Origin of the sequence: Paraburkholderia tagetis (assembly GCF_022213065.1) — a bacterium.
GTDB classification, from domain to species: Bacteria; Pseudomonadota; Gammaproteobacteria; order Burkholderiales; family Burkholderiaceae; genus Paraburkholderia; species Paraburkholderia tagetis.
In genome coordinates this window covers 82,105-101,562 of sequence record NZ_JAKLJA010000007.1, presented here as the reverse complement: position 1 = coordinate 101,562, position 19,458 = coordinate 82,105, and the positions used below count along the sequence as shown (strand labels likewise).

The following is a 19,458-nucleotide window of genomic DNA, read 5'->3' as shown; positions in this document are numbered from 1 at the left end:
GACCGACAACGTATTGATGAGGAAAGGCAAATCGAATAAATCGCCCTAATCTGGCGCGTCGCCTCACCAACTTGGCGCACGAGCACTGCAATTGTGCCGGACCGCCCGCACCCGCTGCGTGCGCACACATTTCGTGCGCGCAACCCCGGCGCATGAACGGCGCGCTCCGGTGCACGCGCGCACCGGAAAATGGCCTGCCGCCACATGTCGCTCACCAGTTTGGCGCGAAGCTGGCCCATATCTTGCTCAGTGTGCGCCTATTTATGCGCCTATATTGGGCAAAGGGCAGGACGCAAGGATGGACAATCTCAAAACCGGCACCGACACGCTGTTTCTGCTGCTGGGCGCCGCCATGGTGCTCGCCATGCATGCGGGGTTCGCGTTTCTCGAACTCGGCACCGTGCGCAAGAAGAACCAGGTCAATGCGCTCGTGAAGATCCTCGTCGATTTTTCGGTCTCGACGATCGCATATTTCTTCATCGGCTACACCATCGCCTACGGCGTGCAGTTCTTCTCGCACGCCGACGTGCTCGCCGAGCACAACGGCTATCAGCTCGTGCGCTTCTTCTTCCTGCTCACCTTCGCGGCGGCGATTCCGGCCATCGTCTCGGGCGGCATCGCGGAGCGCTCGAAGTTCAACCCGCAACTGTTCGCGACTTTCGTGATCGTCGGCTTCATCTATCCGTTCTTCGAAGGCATGGTGTGGAACAACCGCCTGCACTTCGAAGATGCGATCACGCATGTGTTCGGCGTGCCGTTTCATGATTTCGCGGGCTCGGTGGTGGTGCACGCATTCGGCGGCTGGGTGGCGCTGCCCGCCGTGCTGCTGCTCGGGCCGCGCCACGGGCGCTATTCGCGCGACGGCCGCATCTCCGCGCATCCGCCCTCGAACATCCCTTTCCTCGCGCTCGGCGCCTGGGTGCTCGCGGTGGGCTGGTTCGGCTTTAACGTAATGAGCGCGCAGACCATCGACAAGATCAGCGGCCTCGTGGCCGTGAATTCGCTGATGGCGATGGTGGGCGGCACACTCGCCGCCTGGTTCGCGGGCCGCAACGACCCGGGCTTCACCTATAACGGGCCGCTCGCGGGGCTCGTGGCCGTGTGCGCGGGCTCGGATGTGATGCATCCGCTCGGCGCGCTCGCGACGGGCGCGGTGGCCGGCGTGCTGTTCGTCTACATGTTCACCTGCGTGCAGAACCGCTGGCGCATCGACGACGTGCTCGGCGTGTGGCCGCTGCACGGGCTGTGCGGCGCGTGGGGCGGCGTCGCGGCGGGGATCTTCGGCGTGCACGCGCTGGGTGGAACCGGCGGCGTCTCGCTCGGCGCGCAGATCGTCGGGACGATAGCCGGCATCGTGATCGCCTCGCTTGGCGGCTTCGTGGTCTACGGTGCGCTGCGCGCAATCGTGGGCTTGCGCCTCGATCAGGAAGACGAATACAACGGCGCCGATATTGCGGTCCACAAGATCAGCGCGACGCCGGAGCGCGAAACCGTGTTCTGACGCTTCAGGGCGCGCGCGCCCGCTCCGTCGACTTCGGTCCCGAGGTCGGGTCGATTCTGGCGCAGGCGAAAAAAAAGCGCCACGTATAAACGTGACGCTTTGAAAAGTTCTAGCCATTCCGAGGGCCGTGCTAGAACCTGAGAGACGGTATTCGATTGCTGACCAGGCCGCCGAATTTATGCGAAATGCATATGCCGGGGTACTTAAAAACCCCGCAAGGTACACGGGGTTCTCGCTCGGCGCCTTCGAGGTCAGCTCGAAAGTGACTGAATTTTTTATCCAGATGCTGACTAAGTCAAGCAAAATCTCGCCAGAATACGCGAACTATCAAACATTTCCCGGCAATTTCCCATGCGGCTGAGATGTCCCGGGTTTTGCCAGCACAACTCGGACAGCAGCCCGCGCAATCGCCAGTCAGATGCACCAGCCCGTCTCCAACCAGTGCCGATCTCGCACCTGACATCGATGCTCCTCCCCCCCTGCGCTTTCTCCGACAAGCCATCGCACCTTCCCACAACGCGTCGGACGAGCTGTAACCGTCGTAACGTGCCGAAAGATACGAGGCTGGACTGTAAGAGAGACAGCAACGTAGCATCATGCTTTTTGGCTGCATCGGCGCCCGACCTGACATCGCTCAGCCACGCGCGGACCATCGCACGCGCGTCGTCCGTCGCAGACGCATCGAGCGCGCGTGACGATCAAGGCATCGTGCAAGCATCGCGCGAGCGCCGGCAACGCGTGTCGCCCTGCGTCGGGGCCGCGGACGGCGCATCGTCCCGCTGGCCGACAAACACCTGACATCGACCTTGCGCGCGTCTCGCGTAGCATCGCGTCATGCGTGACCGGGCGTGGCTGAATTTGGCTGAATTTGGCTGAATTTGGCTAGGTTCGGCCGACGCAGACGCGCGCCGCCCCGGCCAGCCGAACGAACACCCGGCACGCCCACCCGGCCAACCCGCTCAACCGACAAGCACGTCACCGATTTTGTTACCAACCTGACCGATGGATAAAGAAGAAAAGCGCCCGGATTCCCCTCGTCGAGACACGCCGTCCGCGCCTGCGCCTTCGGGCGGCCCGGCGCCGCGCAAGAGCCGCGGCAAGCTGATTGCGTTTGTCGTCGTGCTGATCGTCGCCGCCATCGTGCTGCTGCGCTGGCAGCCCTGGAGCAAGCCCCCGGGCGCCGGCAGCCCCGCCGCCGCGAGCGGCGGCCGCATGCGCCACGGCGGCCCCGGCGCGATGGCGAACATGCCGCAGCCGGTCAGCGTGGCGGCCGCCAAGGCGGGCGACATGCCCATCGTCATCACGGCGCTCGGCACGGTCACGCCGCTTGCCTCCGTCACGGTGCGCACGCAACTTTCCGGCACGCTGCAAAGCGTCAACTTCGAGGAAGGCCAGATGGTGAAAAAGGGCGACGTGCTCGCGCAGATCGACCCGCGCCCCTATCAGATCTCGCTCGCCAACGCCGAAGGCCAGCTCGCGCGCGACCAGGCGCTGCTCGCCACCGCCCGCCTCGACCTCAAGCGCTACCAGACGCTGCTCGCGCAGGACTCGATCGCGAGCCAGCAGGTGGACACGCAGGGCTCGCTCGTGAAGCAGTACGAGGGCACCGTCAAGTCCGACCAGGCCAACATCGACACCTACAAGCTCGACCTCACCTATGCGCGCATCATCGCGCCGGTCTCGGGGCGCGTGGGTCTGCGCCAGGTCGACCCGGGCAACTACGTCACGCCCGGCGACACCAACGGCATCGTCATGCTCACGCAGTTGCAGCCGATCAGCGTGATCTTCACGACCTCGGAGGACAACCTGCCGCCGATCCTGAAGCAGTTGCGCGCGGGCACGAAGATGTCGGTCTCGGCCTACGACCGCAGCAACACCACGTTGCTCGAAAACGGCTTCCTGCAAACCATCGACAACCAGATCGACACCACGACCGGCACCGTGAAGCTGCGCGCGAGCTTCGCCAACGGCGACGGCTCGCTGTTCCCGAATCAGTTCGTCAATGCACGCCTGCTCGTCGACACGATCCACGACGCGGTGATCGTGCCCACCTCCTCCGTGCTCAATGGCTCGCAGGGGCAGTACGTCTATGTGGTGAAGCCCGACAACACCGTCACGGTGCGGCTCGTGAAGGTCGGTCCGGTCAACGCCGAGCGCACCAGCATCGCCTCGGGCCTCGCCGTGGGCGAGCGCATCGTGACCGACGGCTCGGACCGCCTGCGCGAAGGCTCGAAAATCACGATCCCCGCCGAGCGTCCGAAACACGCGTCGGCTACCTCAGGTGCCTCAGGTGTATCAGGTGCCTCAGGTACAGCAGGTAGTACGAAGAGCGGCGCATCGGGAGCCCACCAGGGCCGCCGCCACGCATCCGGCGCTGAGGGCCAGTAAGCCGCATGAATCCCTCCCGCGCCTTTATCCTGCGTCCGGTCGGCACGGCGCTGCTCATGGCGGCGATCATGCTGGTCGGCCTCGTCGCGCTGCGTTTCCTGCCGCTTTCCGCTCTGCCCGAAGTCGATTACCCGACCATCCAGGTGCAGACTTTCTATCCGGGCGCGAGCCCGGAAGTGATGACGTCCTCGGTCACGGCGCCGCTCGAGCGCCAGTTCGGGCAGATGCCGTCGCTCAACCAGATGTCGTCGCGCAGCTCGGCGGGCGCCTCGGTCATCACGTTGCAGTTCAGCCTCGATCTGCCGCTCGACGTCGCCGAGCAGGAGGTGCAGGCGGCCATCAATGCGGCTGGCAACCTGCTGCCCTCGGACCTGCCCGCGCCGCCGATCTACGCCAAGGTCAACCCCGCCGACGCGCCTATCCTCACGCTCGCGATCACCTCGAAGACGCTGCCGCTCACGCAGGTCCAGGACCTCGCCGACACGCGCCTCGCGCAGAAAATTTCGCAGGTTGCGGGCGTGGGTCTCGTGAGCCTCACGGGCGGCCAGCGTCCGGCCGTGCGCATCCAGGCGAACCCGCGCGCGCTCGCGGCCTACGGCCTGAATCTCGACGACTTGCGCACCAGCATCTCGAACCTCAACGTCAACACGCCGAAGGGCAACTTCGACGGCCCGACGCGCGCGTACTCGATCAACGCGAACGATCAACTCACGGACGCCGACGCGTATAAAAGCGCGGTCATCGCGTACCGCAACGGCCGCCCGGTGATGCTCACGGATGTGGCCAATATCATGCAGGGCGCCGAGAACACCAAGCTCGGCGCGTGGGTGAACAACACGCCCGCGATCATCCTGAACGTGCAGCGCCAGCCCGGCGCTAACGTGATCCAGGTGGTGGACAGCGTCAAGGCGCTGCTGCCGCGGTTGCAGCAAGCGCTGCCCGCCTCGCTCGACGTGCAGATCGTCACCGACCGCACCACCACGATCCGCGCCTCGGTGCGCGACGTGCAATTCGAACTGCTGATGTCGGTCGTGCTGGTGGTGCTGGTGATGTACCTGTTCCTCGCCAACATCTACGCGACGATCATTCCGAGCCTCTCGGTGCCGCTCTCGCTGATCGGCACGCTCGCGGTCATGTACCTGTGCGGCTTCTCGCTCGACAATCTTTCGCTAATGGCGCTCACCATCGCGACCGGCTTCGTCGTGGACGACGCCATCGTCATGATCGAGAACATCGCGCGCTACGTGGAGGACGGCGACACGCCGCTCGAAGCCGCGCTCAAGGGTTCGAAGCAGATCGGCTTCACGATTATTTCGTTGACCGTATCGCTGATCGCGGTGCTGATTCCGCTGCTCTTCATGGGCGACGTGGTGGGCCGGCTCTTTCACGAATTCGCGATCACGCTCGCCGTGACCATCGTGATCTCGGCCGTGGTCTCGCTCACGCTCGTACCGATGATGTGCGCGAAGATGCTGCGCCACACACCGCCGCCCGAGAGCCACCGGTTCGAGGCGCGCGTGCATGGCTTCTTCGAATACATCATCGGCCGTTATGGCGTCGCGCTCGAATGGGTGCTCGCGCGCCAGCGGCTCACGATGATCGTGTTCGCGATCACGCTCGTGCTCACCGGCATCCTCTACGTGGTGGTGCCCAAGGGCTTCTTCCCGGTGCAGGACACCGGCGTGATCCAGGCGATCACGCAGGCGCCTCAATCGGTTTCCTATGCGTCGATGGCCGAGCGCCAGCAGGCGCTCGCCACCGAGATCCTCAAGAACGAGAACGTGGACAGCCTCACCTCGTTCATTGGCGTGGACGGCACCAACATCACGCTCAACAGCGGGCGCATGCTCATCAACCTGAAGCCGCGCGACGACCGCAGCGAATCGGCGAGCCAGATCATCCGCGACCTGCAACAGTCGGTTTCGCACGTCACGGGCGCGACGCTCTACATGCAGCCGGTGCAGGACCTCACGATCGACTCGACCGTGAGCCCGACGCAATACCAGTTCATGCTCACGACGCCCAACATCCAGGACTTCACGACCTGGGTGCCCAAGCTCGTGCACCGGCTGGCGCAGTTGCCCGAACTCGCCGATGTCGCGACCGATCTCCAGGACCAGGGCCAGTCGGTGTTCATCGAGATCGACCGCGCCAGCGCCGCGCGCTACGGCATCACGCCCGCGACCGTGGACAACGCGCTCTACGACGCGTTCGGCCAGCGCATCATCTCGACGATCTTCACGCAGTCGAACCAGTACCGTGTGATTCTCGAAGCCGATCCGGTCATGCAGCACTACACGGACTCGCTGAACGCGCTCTACCTGCCCTCCGCCACGTCGACATCGGGCCAGGTGCCGCTCTCGGCCATCGCGAAGTTCCACGAACGGCCCGCGCCGCTGCTCGTCACGCATCTCTCGCAGTTCCCGGCCACGACCATCTCGTTCAACCTCGCGCCCGGCGCGTCGCTGGGCGCGGCGGTCAAGGCGATCCAGCAGGCCGAGCAGGACGTCGGCCTGCCGGGCTCGTTCCAGACCCGCTTCCAGGGCGCGGCGCTCGCCTTCCAGGCATCGCTCTCGAACGAACTGTTCCTGATCCTCGCGGCCATCGTGACGATGTATATCGTGCTGGGCGTGCTCTACGAGAGCTTCGTGCACCCGATCACGATTCTCTCGACGCTGCCATCCGCCGGCATCGGCGCGCTGCTTGCGCTGATCATGACCGGGCACGACCTCGACATCATCGGCATCATCGGCATCGTGCTGTTGATCGGCATCGTGAAAAAGAACGCGATCATGATGATCGACTTCGCGCTCGACGCCGAGCGCAACGAAGGCAAGTCGCCGCGCGAGGCGATCTACCAGGCCTGCCTGCTGCGCTTTCGACCGATCATGATGACGACGCTGGCTGCGCTGCTGGGCGCGCTGCCGCTCATGCTCGGCACCGGCGCGGGCTCGGAGTTGCGGCGGCCGCTGGGCATCGCCATCGCGGGCGGCCTGATCGTGAGCCAGGCGCTCACGCTCTTCACCACGCCCGTGATCTACCTGGCGTTCGACCGGCTCGCCGCGCGCATGCGCCGGCGCTTCGGCGGCGGCTCGCACCGCACGCCACCCACGCCACCCACGCCACCCACGCCGCCCACGCCGCCCACGCCGCCCACGCCACCCGCGCCTTCGTCGACGGAGCACTGACGCGATGAATCTCTCGCGCCCGTTCATCAACCGCCCCGTCGCCACCACGCTGCTTGCGATCGGCATCGCGCTCGCGGGCCTCTTCGCCTTCGCGAAGCTGCCCGTCGCGCCCCTGCCGCAAGTGGACTTTCCCACCATCTCCGTGCAGGCGACGCTGCCTGGCGCCAGCCCGGAAACGGTGGCGACCAGCGTGGCGAGCCCGCTGGAGCGGCACCTCGGGTCGATCGCCGACGTCTCCGAGATGACCTCGACGAGCTCGGTGGGCAGCACGCGCATCACGTTGCAATTCGGCCTGAACCGCGACATCGACGGCGCCGCGCGCGACGTGCAGGCCGCCATCAACGCCGCGCGCGCCGACCTGCCCACGAGCCTCAGGCAGAACCCGACCTACCACAAGGTCAATCCCGCCGACGCGCCCATCCTGATCCTCGCGCTCACCTCGCCCACGCTCAGCGCGGGCCAGCTCTACGACTCGGCGGCCACGGTGCTGCAACAGTCGCTCTCGCAGGTGAACGGCGTGGGCGAAGTCGACGTGAGCGGCTCGGCCAACCCGGCCGTGCGCGTGGAGCTCGAACCGCACGCGCTGTTTCATTACGGCATCGGCCTCGAAGACGTGCGCGCGGCACTCGCCTCGGCCAACGCGAACAGTCCCAAGGGCGACATCGAGTTCGGCCCGCGGCGCTTCCAGCTCTACACCAACGACCAGGCGAGCAAGGCGAGCCAGTACAAGGACCTCATCATCGCCTACCGCAACGGCGCGGGCGTGAAGCTCTCGGACGTGGGCGACGTGGTCGATTCGGTCGAGGACCTGCGCAACCTCGGTCTTGCCAACGGCAAGCGCTCGGTGCTCGTGATCATCTACCGCCAGCCCGGCGCGAACATCATCGAAACCGTGGACCGCGTGGTGGCGATGCTGCCGCAACTGAAGGCGTCGCTGCCCGCCGATGTCGAGGTGATCCCCGCCTCGGACCGCTCGGTCACGATCCGCGCCTCGCTCAAGGACACCGAGCACACGCTCATGATCGCCGTGGCGCTCGTGGTGATGGTGGTGTTCCTGTTCCTGCGCAACTGGCGCGCGACGCTGATTCCGAGCGTGGCGGTGCCCATCTCGATCATCGGCACCTTCGCGGCCATGTACCTGATGGGCTTCTCGCTCGACAACCTCTCGCTGATGGCGCTCACCATCGCGACCGGCTTCGTCGTGGACGACGCCATCGTCGTGCTGGAGAACATTTCGCGCCACCTCGAGAACGGCGTGCCGCGCAGGCGGGCGGCGCTGCTCGGCGCGCGCGAAGTGGGCTTCACGGTGCTCTCGATTAGCGTCTCGCTGGTGGCCGTGTTCCTGCCCATTCTGCTGATGGGCGGTATCGTCGGACGCCTCTTTCGCGAATTCGCGCTCACGCTCTCGCTCGCGATTGGCGTGTCGCTCGTGGTGTCGCTCACGCTCACGCCGATGATGTGCTCGCGCCTGCTGGAGCAGCCGCAGGAGAAGAAAAAGGAAAGCCGCTTCGGGCAATGGCTCGAACGCGGCTTCACGCGCCTGCACCGCGGCTATGAGCACACGCTCGGCTGGGCGCTCGCGCACCCGCGGCTGATTCTCATGACGCTCATCGCCACCGTCGCGCTGAACGTCGTGCTCTACGTGAACATCGCCAAGGGCTTCTTTCCGCAGCAGGACACGGGGCGCCTCGTGGGCGGCATCCAGGCCGACCAGTCCACCTCGTTCCAGGCGATGAAGGTGAAGTTCGCCGAGATGATGAAGATCGTCGGCGAGAATCCAGCCGTCGATCAGGTGGTGGGCTTCACGGGCGGCCGCGCGACCAACTCGGGCTTCATGTTCGTCTCGCTCAAGCCCAAGAGCGAGCGCAAGATGTCCGCCGACCAGGTGATCGCGCAACTGCGCACGCCGCTCTCGCACGTGGCGGGCGCGCGCACCTTCCTGCAGTCCGTGCAGGACATCCGCGTGGGCGGACGGCAATCGAACGCGCAGTATCAGTTCACGCTGCTCGCCGACAACACCACCGACCTCTACAAGTGGGCGCCGAAGCTCACCGAGGCGCTCCAGGCGCGCCCCGAACTCGCCGACGTGAACTCGGACCAGCAACAAGGCGGCCTCGAATCGATGATCACGATCGACCGCGCGAGCGCGGCGCGGCTGAACATCAAGCCAGCGCAGATCGACAGCACGCTCTACGACGCATTCGGCCAGCGCCAGGTCTCCACCATCTACAACCCGCTCAACCAGTACCACGTGGTGATGGAGGTCGCGCCGCAGTACTGGCAAAGCCCGGACATGCTCGACCAGATCTGGGTGAGCACCTCGGGCGGAAGCGCGAGCGGCGCGCAAAGCACCAACGCGACGGCGGGCACGGTGAGCGGCCCCGCCACGGCGCGTGCGGCGACCGGCGGCACGGGCGCAAAATCAGGCACAGGCTCGGCCTCGAGCGCCGCAACCATCGCCGCCGACTCCGCGCGCAACCTCGCGAACAACTCGATCGCGGCGAGCGGCAAGTCGAGCGCGTCCTCGGGCGCGGCCGTCTCCACGGCGAAGGAAACGATGATCCCGCTCTCGGCGATCGCCTCGTTCGGGCCGGGCACGACGCCGCTCTCGGTGAACCACCAGAGCCAGTTCGTGGCCTCGACGATCTCGTTCAATCTGCCGCCGGGCAAATCGCTCTCGGACGCCACCCAGGCCATCTACGACACGATGGCCCAGATCGGCATGCCGCAGACCATCCACGGCAGCTTCCAGGGCACGGCGCAGGCGTTCCAGCAGTCGCTCAACAACCAGCCGCTGCTGATTCTCGCGGCGCTCGCGGCCGTGTATATCGTGCTGGGCATTCTCTACGAGAGCTATATCCACCCGCTCACGATTCTCTCGACGCTGCCTTCGGCGGGCGTGGGCGCGCTGCTCGCGCTGCTGCTCTTCAAGACCGAGTTCAGCATCATTGCGCTGATTGGCGTGATCTTGCTGATCGGCATCGTGAAGAAGAACGCGATCATGATGGTGGACTTCGCGATCGACGCATCGCGCCAGGGCCTGAGCTCGCGCAACGCGATCTATCAGGCGTGCCTGCTGCGCTTCCGGCCGATCATGATGACGACCTGCGCGGCGCTGCTGGGCGCGCTGCCGCTCGCGTTCGGGCGCGGCGAAGGTGCGGAGCTGCGCGCGCCGCTCGGCATCTCTATCGTGGGCGGGCTGATCGTGAGCCAGGCGCTCACGCTCTATACGACGCCGGTGGTGTATCTGTATATGGACCGCCTGCGCGTGTGGTGGGATGCGAAGCGCGGGCGCGCGGAGCCGCCGCCGAGGGTGCTGGAGTAAGTGGGGCTGAACGCTTGAGGTGCTTGGGGTACGAGGGCGGCCGGGGGGACTTCGGCCGCGTGGTTTTTTGTGTGGGATTCAGTTTTGAGCGCTGGCCTTCGGAAGAGCCGCCAGAAACTCCTTCGCCAAGCCAACGCAATAATCGAACGAAGGTGTAAATCCTAGCGTCTCGATGTCGTTGAATCTTGCCAGCAAAAAGGTGCGATGCTCGACCAGAAGTCGTAAAAACGTTTCGCGGTGCCGAACAAGATATGCGCCTGCCACCATCAGATTATCGGACTCCCGTTCAATCACGAGGCTCAGGTCGAACAGATCCCGTGCCGTCGGACGGTCTCCGCGATACCACATCTTCTTGGCGACAATCTCCGCCGCAGTCTCGACCTTGACCGGTTGATCCATCAGCACCCACTCATCGTAGCCGGGAGCGGTCAGATTCTGTGAGACGACGAAGTCGATTTCGCCTTCGGGCAGGATGAGCTTCACGAAGCCCGCGTGCTCGTCGTAGTCCGTCGTAATTTCCGATGCTGTCTCGTTGATACGAGGATTGACGTACCCAAGGTACTGCGGATTGGGAACGAAAATATCGACGTCCTTGCTCAAGCGGTGGCCATAACGCAGCATGAGCACTGTTCCCCCTCCGAAGGTCCAGAACGGCGTGGATGTGCCATGCGTGCGTATCTCCTCGACAAGCGTCAATGCATGCCGGAAGAGAATCTGCTACGGGCCGCCGGGCAGCGGCGAAGGTGCGCTCATACCCATACCCCCCGATAAAGATGAAGATCCTTCGACCACGCGGCGAGGTTCTTCCATATCTGCCTCAGTGGGATTCCCGAGTGCCGGGAAGCCTCTTCGACCGCTTTAACGACCACGGGCACCGGAACCTCGTCGAGAATGACGGAAATCTGCGATTCGTATCCTTCGGGAATCTGGCCGGTGGCAAGCGCGTGCGTCAGCAGACGCTCGGTGAGTTCTCCCTTGTAGCTAACGTTCGCGCTCACCGCAGCCTTGTAGAGGCCGCGTTGCTCCGGCCTTGGCGTGGCAGCCAATTCGAGGCCGAGCACACTTAGCAGGGGAATCAACTTGTTGATACCCAGATCCTTGACCTTCCCCGACTCGAACTGATTGACGGTGAACCGGGACAGACCGGCGAGTTTCGCCAATTGAGCCTGGGTGAGATCAAGCTCCACACGCCGTTTCGCAACGGCCTGACCAATCTCGTAGAGTTGCATGATGACCTCCAGGACGCCCATGCTGGCCGCCCATCGATGTAAAGTATATTTTACATCAGCGGAGATCTTTATCTGTAAGATTCTGGAAACAACGACTGCCGTGCCTCGACGCGATCACACCCGTGCCCAGCGCCGCCCGCCGCCTCAATGCTGCTCGTGCCCCGGTGCGTCCGAGCGCGAAGTGCGAATCACGAGCCCATCCGGCGAAAAATGCGCGTTGAACATGCCGTCGCCGGCCACGCCGCCTTCGGCCCAGTGCCAGCTCCACACTTCCTCGTGACTCAGCGCGTACTTCGCGACCGTCGCAGGCTTGCCGAGCAGGCGGCGCACCTCGTCCTGTGTCATGCCGGGCGCGACCTGCGCGATATTTTGCGCCGTGAGCGCCTGGGTCATCGCGACCAGCTTGCCGTCGGCGTCGAAGTCGAGCATCCACGTGGTCAGGCCGTTCGGGCCGCGCGGATATTCGAGGCGCTGCGCGCCATCGTCGTCCTCCCACACCATTTCCGGCTTGCCGGCCTGATGGCGCACGTCTTCAACCGTCGAGACACCGATTTTCAGTCCGCCGAACGCCATCGAATCCGGTTTGACGGCATTCACGGCATCGGCGACTTTTTGCTGGTCGCAGGCGCTCAAAAGCGCGGCACAGGCTGCGGCGCTCAGAACAACAAAATATTTCCCGAGTTTCAGTTTCATCTCCGTTCAGTCTGCGCTTCGCGATCCTGGTGCGCGAGGCCTCGTTAAAGCTGCGGCGTCCCCGCGTTGGCACTTTCGCCCGCTGCGGCAACGGCCGGTGCAGCGCGCAAGGCACCCCGCTGCCATGCCACCGCACGCTCGCTCTCCGGCGCCGTGAGCATCCGCTTGACGAGCACGGCCTGCATGTCGTCGACGGCGCGCGGCGTCCGGAAAATCTCTTCGTCGGGCACGCCGCGCGTCTTGAGCGCCTGGCCAACCGGGCTCAACGTCATGTTCAGTTGAGCGAGGTTGAAACGCGCGTGAGTCCAGCCCGTGTACCAGTGCCACTCAGTGTAATAGAGCCAACTGCGCTCGTTGAATGCGCGCACGTGCGTCGGATCTTGCCATGCGCCGTGAGAGAGGTCGTACGGCACACCCACGCGCATCGCACCGCCCACGCGCAACAGTTCGAGGCAATTTGTCATGAAGGTCACCAGATCCGGCACGTGTTCGAGCACGTCCATCGCCGTGATTTCGTCGAACTGGCCTGCTTCGAGACGCGTCAGCCCGTAGCTGGGGCTGAAGAATATCTGCTTCAAGCCCGCGGGGTTGGCGAGATCACCGAGAATATCGGGCTGCCATTTCGGGTCGATGTCGATATTCAACTGTTCGGGATCGTAGGCCTTGCCGCTCCCGAGATTGATGCGGCGCGGCACCGGCCGGGAAACTTGTGCAAGGACCGCCGCGAGCATCGCGGCCTGGTCGCGGCGCGCGAAGATTTCGAAGCCGCGCTGCTCGACCTCGCGACGTCGCGCATCGTCCTTCACAAGCGCGACGCAGGATTTCACAAGCTCTCCATAGGGCACCGCAACGATGGCGGCACGCACGTCGTCGTCGATTTCGGTATCGGGCTCGCATTCGCTCACCACGGCCTTGTGATTCGCGAGCAGCCACGACGTGCGAACGATCTCGTGAATCTTGTCGTCGTAAAAGTGGACGTTGAGCACGATCTTGCTGCGCGCAATCCACTGATCGCGCGCAGCACCATAGACGCCCATCAGGTGCTGGACGACGAGCCCGGCTTCGCGCAGACCATCCAGAATCTTGTGGCGGCGCTCGTTGAGCGAACCGTAAAAGAGCACATCCACGTCCTGGTTTCCGGCTGGCTCGATCGTGGTGAGCGCCGGCACATAGCCGGGCTTGAGCAGGTGCACGTGTGGATTGCCGGTCAGCTCGCGCACTCGCTCGACGTTCGACGGCGAATAATCGAACACGACATGGCGGCGCATTAGCGCGATGTAGTGCGGAAATTGTGCGGGCCAGCCAGCCCTCATCTGCTCCAGATTCACGACGATGGTGTTGGGCGGCAACGCAATCCCGGGATCGAGCAGATGCGCACCGAACACGACGTTGACGCCTTCGCCGGTGAGCAATTCGTTGTCGGCGGCATCGACGCGCGCGCCGAGGGCCGCAAAGGCCACCAACAGACCAAACGCGTATTCGCGAAACGCGGCGCCGTGAGTGTAGTCCGCGCGCTGGATAGTGACGATACGCACGCGCTCGAAGAGGCGTGGCGCGACGGGGGGATTCTGCATCGGAATTCGCTCCTTGATACGCGCCAGCAAGGAGCCGCCCGGAGGCGGGCGAGAATCATCCGCCGACGCGGCGGATGATTCTCGGTACGTCTCATTACGCAGTTTTTGTGTTACTGCAATGTATTTGCCGTTGAGGCAGCATCAATCGGAGTTCCGCACGGTGCTCTCCACAGGCGCCGCGCTTCAAAGTTTCTGCGCAATCGCCAGCGTAAAAATACGCGCCCAGCGCTTGGCCTCGCGCTCGCTCGGCATCGGCAGATGCCAGAGCGGCTGGCCCGCATCGGCCACGCTGAGCGCAACTTGCCAGCCGCTCGCGTCGTGCGCGGGCTGCGCACCCCGCAGGTCCGCGAAAATGTACGCGCCACGCGCTTCGCCGAACTTGACTTCGCACAGCCGCTTGCCGGCCGCCAGCCGCGCCTCGCCCCATGCGCCCGCGACGCGATGGGTCCATTCGCCCTCGCCGCGCAGGTTCGGCGCCACTTCGCGGCGCCGCCGCAGCCAGTTCGCAAGCAGCGTGGCGAGCGCCGCCACAAACACGGCTGCCACGCCGATGGCCACGTCTGTGCCGAAGCGCGTGGCCAATGCCTGAAACGACCACACCGCACCGTAGACAAGCGCGGCGAACACGAAAAGGAGAACGAGAATGGGCATACGAAGACCGGATCCGCAGGCGCGCATGGGCCGCGGATGACGACTGAAAAAAAGAAACTGCACGATACCAGTACGCGGCAGGCGCGGCGCCGGCACAGGGGCCGGCGTTTGCCGCATCGCAAGCGCAACTCACAGGTCGCCGCGCGCGGCACAAGATGTGCTACGCGCCGCGGGCATCGCGATGGCTGCAATGATCACGGCAACGATTACTGCCGCGGATGCTGCGCGGCCCACTCCTTCACGGCGCGCAACGTGTTCTCCACGTGCTTGTCGGGCGAGAGGCTCGTGTATTCGTAGATGATCTTGCCATCCGGCGCGATCACGTAGGAGACGCGATTGGCCATGGCGGCGTGCATCGGCATCGACGCGTCGTAGGCCTTGATGACCTTCGAATCCCCGTCGGCGGCAACGGGGAACTTGCTGCGGCACTCGCTCACCGAGAACTTCGTGAGCGTATCGATGTTGTCGTGCGAAACGCCGATCACGGTTGCGCCGTACTGCTTGTACTGGTCGACGGCTTCGGCAAAATCATGCGCCTCGATCGTGCACCCCTTGGTGAACGCCGCCGGGTAGAAGTACAGCACCACCGGCCCCTTCTTGAGCTCGCTGGCGAGTGAATACGTATAGGTCTTGCCGCCCAGCGACGCCTGCGTCGTGAAATCGGGCGCGGAGTCGCCCGGTTTTAGCGTCGCCTGCGCGCTCAGGGTGAAGAACGCGAATCCGGCGCACGCGAGCGCCGCAGCCCCCGCCGCGAAATATCTCGGTTTCATGTTGGATATCCTCGTATGACCTCGAATGCGTCGCCGGGGCTGCCGGGCCAGCGCGGCGGCCCGAAACACGAGCGGCGAGGCATGGCAAGACGGTCCGCGGCGCAGTCCCGCCGCGTCCGGCGACGGCCCTATTGCACCACACTTCAGGACCACACTCCCCCAGCGCACGCAGGGCCCGCACTGCCCGGGCCTGGTTAGATGCGCGCACAGTGCATGCCCGCGCGCCGGCGCACGGCTTCCGACCGCTCGTTGCGCCTGCCCGTTGCGCCTGCCCGTTACATATGCCGATTGCGTATGCCGATTATGCATGCCCGTTGCCCCCTTTGCGCCCGCCCTTCAACCATCCGCGTATGCCGAAAACCACGCGCCAGCCCACAGATTGAGCTCGCCTAGCAGTGCCGGCGTGAGCATCGCGAAGCGCCCTCCCGCTTCGCTCACGAGCGACCCGGCGAGCCGGTCGTCGCCGCGCTCGCACGCCTGTGCCAGGCGTAACAGCATGCCCAGCTCGCCGCGCTGGCCATCCACGGCCTCGCTGATCTCGCGCGCGAGACCGAGGCGCTCCAGCGTGTGCGCCGGCGTCGAGCCCACCAGCACATGCACGAGCGAGAAGATGCCCGTCATGAACGCGGCGTCGGCGAACTCGGCGTCGTTCGGCGCGAGGCTGCGCGCGGCCAGCTCCATGAAATGCGAGCGCGTGCCCGCGAGCTGCACGAGCGGATCGGAGGCCCACGGCAGATCGCGGCCGCTCGCGTAGAGCAGCAGTTGCGCCCAGCGCGCGATCTGGCGCGTGCCGGCCGCGAGCACGGCCTCGCGCAGCGACGAGATCGGCCGCCCGGGCGCATAGGCGCTCGAATTGACGAGCCGCAGCAATTGCACGATCACGCCCGGATGGCTGCGCAGTTCGCGCTCGAGCTCGGCCACACCCACATCGCTCGCCACCAGCGCGAGCAGGCGCACGAGTGCGAGCCGCGAGGCGCGCACGCGTGGCGCGCGCAGCATTTGCGGACGCGCGAAGAAGTAACCCTGGAACAGATCGAAGCCGAGACCGTGCACATAATCGAAGTCCTCGCGCGTCTCGACCTTTTCGGCGATCAGCGTCTTGCCCTCGGCGGCGACAGCCGCGGCGAGCGCGGGCAGCGCGGCGCGCTCGGCCTGCAACAGATCGACCTTGACGATGTCGGCATAGGGCAGCGCGCGGCGCAGGTCGTCGGTGAGCGCGCTCACGTCGTCGAAGGCAATGCGGTAGCCGTCGCGGCGCAGTTGCGCGAGGCGCTCGAGCACGGCCGCGTCGAGCGTCACGTGCTCCAGCACTTCGAGCACGAAGCGGCCCGGCGGCAGCAGATGCACGATGTCGTCGAAGAGCAGCTCGCGGCTCATGTTCACGTAGCCGTAGTGACGTCCGAGCACGGTGGGCACGCCGAGCTGCCCCATGGTGCGCGCCATCACCTGGGCGGTGGCGAGCGCGTCGTCGGTCACGTCGGCGCGGTTTTGGGTGCTGCCGCGAAACAGCAGCTCGTAAGCGTTGAGCGCGCCGTTGCGATCGAGAATCGGCTGACGCCCCAGATAGACGAACGGCTGGGCAACGCCGTGCGCACCCTGCGTGGCAGGCTGATCGGGTTGTGCGTGCACCTGTGCGCGGGCGTAATCGCTTGCGTCTCGCGCGGCCGCCTGCGCGGGTCGCGCGGACGGTAACGATGAATCGGACATAACGTAAGACTCGGACAGAGGGGTTCGGTCTGGATGACTCGTTCTGGGGCCTCGTTGGAAAAATGATGCGGCCGGCCAGGACCCGGTCGACGCTCGCACGAAGTCGAACGCCGGCCGCGAGGCAGGCGCGAAGTCTTGCCTCCATGCCGCACGCATACGATCCGTCTGCTGGGTGCCCGCTGGTGCCTGCTGGGTGCCAGGCTCGCGCCGGCGCCACTTTAACCGAATCCGTGCGCGCCGGCATCGCCTCGCGTGAGAACGTTGCCGCGCGGTCGTTTTTCGCCCCGGGCAGCTAAAGATTTCGCCATCGGGGTCGATATCCCGGTGTGATGGGCGCGCCAGGCAGGCGCAATCGCCCGCTGCCCGACCCGGCATGCGGACCCGCCACGCTTCGAAGGCATGCCGTGCGCCCGACTCCGCCCGACTCGATACGCCGACAAGTACACAGGTTGCCAGCGATACACATGGAAGCGAACAGGATTACCGCGCCCCGCCCGGGCTGGCTGCGCACGGTCTTGGACCGGCTGCGGCCACGCGCCAGGCGCACGGGCGAGCGGGACGACGCCCATTGCGGCATCCCGCTCGCCCGTGCGGACGACGCGCCGCAAGCGTTCGAGCAGACCGCCGCCGCAGTGGACTTCCTCGTGCATGTGGACCGCAACCTGCGCTTTCTCTACGTCTCCGACGCGAGTCTGCGCTTTGCCGGCTATCACCGCGAGTTCCTGCTCGGCGCGTCGCTGCACGACCTCGTCGCGCCCGACGATCTCGCACGGCTCGACGCGCTCTTCGCCCGCGCCTTGGCGAGCGGCGCGCTCGAAAAGGACACGATCGACCTCGTGAAGGCGCTCACCTATCCGCTCGCCGTCGAGCTGCGCGTGCAGCGCGCCGCCTGGGCGGGCGTGGACGGCTTCTCCGTGGCGGGCTTCGACGTCTCCGACTGGCAACGCACGCAAACGCGCCTCACGCACGCGCTCCATCACGATCCACTCACCGGCCTGCCGAATCAGGCGGCGCTCGACCCGGTGCTCGAACGCGCACTGGCCGAAGCCGACCGGCACGGCACGTCCATCGCCCTGCTGCTGCTCGATCTCGACGACTATCAGCGCGTGAACCGCGCGCTCGGCTACGAAGCCGGCGACGAGTTGCTGCGCGAAACCGCGCGCCGCCTCACGCACCTCGCCCAGCAGGGCGAGTTCATTGCGCGCACGGGCAGCGACGAGTTCGCCGTTCTGATCACGCCGCCCTATCCACACTCCGCGCCACACGCTGCGCCACAGTCCACGTTGCCACGCGTGCCGCAACCCGGCGAAACGCCCGCCAACGTGCGCACCGCAGCCGAAGCGCTCGCGCGGCGCCTGCTCACGTCGATCCTGCAACCCTATTCGTTTCGCGACCAGCCGGTGCATCTCGCGGCGAGCATCGGCGTCGCGTTCCATCCCGAGCAGCGTGCGGACTGCGGCGAGAGCAGCGCAAGCAATATGCAGCCGGACAGCACTCCGCTCATCCGCCGCGCCGACCAGGCGCTGCAACAGGCCAAGGCCGCGGGCGGCAACACGCTGATGCTGCACGTGCCCGACGACGATTCAACCGACGCCCAGCGTCTGAAGCTCGAATCGGATCTGCACGACGGCGTGCGCAACGGCGAGTTCTCGCTGCACTTCCAGCCGATCACCAGCAGCGCGACGCATGGCGTGGTCGGCGTCGAAGCGCTGATTCGCTGGCAACATCCCTTGCACGGACTGTTGCCGCCATCAACATTTATCCCGCTTGCGGAATCCGTCGGCCTGATTAATTATCTCGGCAACTGGGTTTTGAGGGCGGCGTGCATGCAGTTGACCCAATGGGACGAGCAAGGCATTGCCTTGCAGTACGTCGCGGTCAACGTGTCGCCGCAGCAGTTCCGCAATCCGCGTTTCAAGGAGAGCGTCGAAGAAGCGATCGGGCTCACCGGAATCAGTCCGCGCCGGCTCGTCTTCGAGATCACCGAAAGCGTGCTGATGCAGGATCCGCAGCACGCAGTCACGCTGCTGGAGGAGCTCACGGCGCTCGGCATCCGCTTCGCGGTGGACGACTTCGGCACGGGCTATTCGAGTCTCGCGTATCTGCAGCGCTTTCCGCTTTCGAAGCTGAAGATCGACCGCAGCTTTGTCGTGAATCTGCTCACCTCGCGCAACGATCAGGCGATCGTCAATGCCGTGGTGGGGCTCGCGCGCACGCTTGAACTCGAGCTCGTCGCCGAAGGCGTCGAAACCGAGGCGCAGCGCGAGCTGCTCACGAAGATGGGCTGCGACCATATCCAGGGATGGCTCGTCTGCAAGGCATTGCCTTCGGAAGAGCTCTCGCAGCGTTTCGAGTCGCGCACCTTGCACGTCCACGGCATGCATTGAGCGCGGCACCGGTACACGCAGGGCATTAGCGAAATTGACATGGTT

The 19,458-nt window shown here is 65.3% G+C and carries 12 protein-coding genes; 5 read left to right on the top strand and 7 right to left on the bottom strand.

Annotation, left to right across the window (positions count from 1 at the left end; genetic code table 11):
- The first annotated feature begins 298 nt into the window (after positions 1–298).
- The 4 genes from L5014_RS11735 (at position 299) to L5014_RS11720 (ending at position 10,402) form a co-directional block, all read left to right on the top strand.
- Positions 299–1,501: an ammonium transporter gene (locus tag L5014_RS11735; protein WP_238463789.1), complete on the top strand. Its 1,203-nt coding sequence runs from the start codon at positions 299–301 to the stop codon at positions 1,499–1,501.
- A gap of 1,002 nt (positions 1,502–2,503) precedes the next feature.
- The gene (locus L5014_RS11730; RefSeq protein ID WP_238463788.1) at positions 2,504–3,889 is read left to right on the top strand and encodes an MdtA/MuxA family multidrug efflux RND transporter periplasmic adaptor subunit; all 1,386 of its coding nucleotides are present in this window, start codon (positions 2,504–2,506) and stop codon (positions 3,887–3,889) included.
- 5 nt (positions 3,890–3,894) lie between these two features.
- Positions 3,895–7,077, top strand: a complete 3,183-nt coding sequence (locus L5014_RS11725) for an MdtB/MuxB family multidrug efflux RND transporter permease subunit (protein WP_238463787.1) — start codon at positions 3,895–3,897, stop codon at positions 7,075–7,077.
- A 4-nt stretch (positions 7,078–7,081) separates the two neighbouring features.
- The gene (locus L5014_RS11720) at positions 7,082–10,402 is read left to right on the top strand and encodes an efflux RND transporter permease subunit (protein WP_238463786.1); all 3,321 of its coding nucleotides are present in this window, start codon (positions 7,082–7,084) and stop codon (positions 10,400–10,402) included.
- Between the two features lie 78 nt (positions 10,403–10,480).
- Here L5014_RS11720 and L5014_RS11715 read toward each other — a convergent pair whose 3' ends face one another.
- The 7 genes from L5014_RS11715 to L5014_RS11685 all read right to left on the bottom strand — a co-directional run bounded on the left by L5014_RS11715 (position 10,481) and on the right by L5014_RS11685 (position 17,026).
- Positions 10,481–11,023 carry a nucleotidyl transferase AbiEii/AbiGii toxin family protein gene (locus L5014_RS11715; protein ID WP_338019280.1) on the bottom strand — a complete coding sequence of 181 codons (543 nt, stop codon included), beginning with the start codon at positions 11,021–11,023 and terminating at the stop codon, positions 10,481–10,483.
- Positions 11,024–11,151: 128 nt separating this feature from the next.
- Positions 11,152–11,631, bottom strand: coding sequence for a helix-turn-helix domain-containing protein (locus tag L5014_RS11710; protein ID WP_238463785.1), 480 nt, complete (start codon positions 11,629–11,631; stop codon positions 11,152–11,154).
- A 144-nt stretch (positions 11,632–11,775) separates the two neighbouring features.
- The gene (gene bamE / locus L5014_RS11705; protein WP_238463784.1) at positions 11,776–12,324 is read right to left on the bottom strand and encodes an outer membrane protein assembly factor BamE domain-containing protein; all 549 of its coding nucleotides are present in this window, start codon (positions 12,322–12,324) and stop codon (positions 11,776–11,778) included.
- Positions 12,325–12,368: 44 nt separating this feature from the next.
- Complete coding sequence (locus L5014_RS11700) at positions 12,369–13,898, bottom strand: class I SAM-dependent methyltransferase (protein ID WP_238463783.1); 1,530 nt, start codon at positions 13,896–13,898, stop codon at positions 12,369–12,371.
- 183 nt (positions 13,899–14,081) lie between these two features.
- Positions 14,082–14,549: a hypothetical protein gene (locus L5014_RS11695; protein ID WP_238463782.1), complete on the bottom strand. Its 468-nt coding sequence runs from the start codon at positions 14,547–14,549 to the stop codon at positions 14,082–14,084.
- 206 nt (positions 14,550–14,755) lie between these two features.
- Complete coding sequence (locus L5014_RS11690; protein WP_238463781.1) at positions 14,756–15,319, bottom strand: peroxiredoxin; 564 nt, start codon at positions 15,317–15,319, stop codon at positions 14,756–14,758.
- A gap of 336 nt (positions 15,320–15,655) precedes the next feature.
- Positions 15,656–17,026, bottom strand: coding sequence for an EAL and HDOD domain-containing protein (locus tag L5014_RS11685; RefSeq protein ID WP_238463780.1), 1,371 nt, complete (start codon positions 17,024–17,026; stop codon positions 15,656–15,658).
- Between the two features lie 464 nt (positions 17,027–17,490).
- Here L5014_RS11685 and L5014_RS11680 point away from each other — a divergent pair, with 464 nt between their 5' ends.
- A complete protein-coding gene (locus L5014_RS11680; RefSeq protein ID WP_238463779.1) occupies positions 17,491–19,413 on the top strand; it encodes a putative bifunctional diguanylate cyclase/phosphodiesterase in 1,923 nt (640 codons plus the stop codon).
- The last annotated feature ends 45 nt before the right edge of the window (positions 19,414–19,458 follow it).